The sequence below is a fragment of the Komagataeibacter swingsii genome (assembly GCF_003207895.1).
Taxonomy (GTDB): domain Bacteria; phylum Pseudomonadota; class Alphaproteobacteria; order Acetobacterales; family Acetobacteraceae; genus Komagataeibacter; species Komagataeibacter swingsii.
The window spans coordinates 1-1,169 of record NZ_NKUB01000085.1; the positions used below are offsets into that span (position 1 = coordinate 1).

Consider the following 1,169-nt stretch of genomic DNA (forward strand, 5'->3'; position numbering starts at 1 on the left):
TACCAACCGTTGATTGCTATAACCCATGAGCCCAATTGCGCAGTCCGATTGACATGATGCGCCATGGTTGATTGACGAGCTGGTTCCAGGCATGGCAGGCGATATCAACGATATCGTCATAGGTTCTGAAGATCCTGTTTGAGAGCCATGTATTGCGCAGGAACTGCCAGAGATTTTCCACCGGGTTCAGTTCAGGAGCCCGGGGAGGCAGCGGGAGAATGGTGATATTGTAAGGAACATCCAGCTTCTGACTGGTATGCCATGCGGCCTGATCCACAATGAGGACGGCGTGAGCGCCCTGCGCGACCGTGCGTGAAATCTCCGCGAGATGGAGCTGCATGCCGTGCAGGTTGCAGACAGGGAGCACGAGGCCTGCGGCCGCTCCCTTTTCAGGACAGATGGCCCCGAAAATCCACGCGGATCTGGTGCGCAGGTCAGCAACGGCCCGGGGCCGGGTGCCCCGTTTCGCCCACCGTCGGGTCAGCTTCGTTTTCTGGCCGATCCGCGCCTCGTCAGACCACCAGATTTCGATATCTTTTCCGGGATGTCTGGACCTGATCGCCGCCATGACACCGGGGAACTCTTTTTAAAAATGTCCTGGGCTTCTGTATCCTGGCGATAGTGCCGTGGCCGGGCTGTCAGCAGGCGGAACCCCTCGCGGCGTATGATCTGACCCAGACGCGTTTCCGACAGGCTGACGCCATAGGTCTCATGCAGCCACCCGCAGAGATCACACAGTCGCCAGCGGACAACACCATGCACCGCAGGGATGGGTCTTTCTTCGAGCCGGGTTTTCAGGGCAGACAGCATCTCCTGTGTCAGGCGGGCTTTCTGTCCCCCGCCATGACGATCCACAAGGCCATCCGGGCCATCCGCATTGAAACGCAGCACCCAGTCACGGATACTCTGACGGTCTGTCCCCGCAAGCAGGGCCGCCTCGCCGCGCGAGGCGCCATCATAAATCGCCGCAAGCGCCAACAGGCGACGCGACTGACCCGCATGCCGGCTTCTGCGCGCAAGGCGTCGCAACTCCGAACTATCATGATCGTCACGCAGGGATAGAGGGCTGCCCATCCAGAATGCCTCCTTCAGAGAATGGTCTGCATCCTATGAATCACATTTTTAAACCGATGGGTACCCCGTGAGTCAGGCCAAACAATGGTTGGTAT

1 protein-coding gene is annotated in these 1,169 nt (G+C 58.9%); it reads right to left on the bottom strand.

The window, feature by feature from the left end:
• Positions 1-16: 16 nt before the first annotated feature.
• Positions 17-1,074, bottom strand: a protein-coding gene (locus CFR76_RS17405) for an IS630 family transposase (RefSeq protein WP_198133929.1) whose coding sequence is annotated in 2 segments (ribosomal slippage) — positions 17-582 and positions 582-1,074 — 1,059 coding nt in all. Because the reading frame shifts where the segments join, the coding sequence is not laid out codon by codon here.
• Positions 1,075-1,169 lie beyond the last annotated feature (95 nt).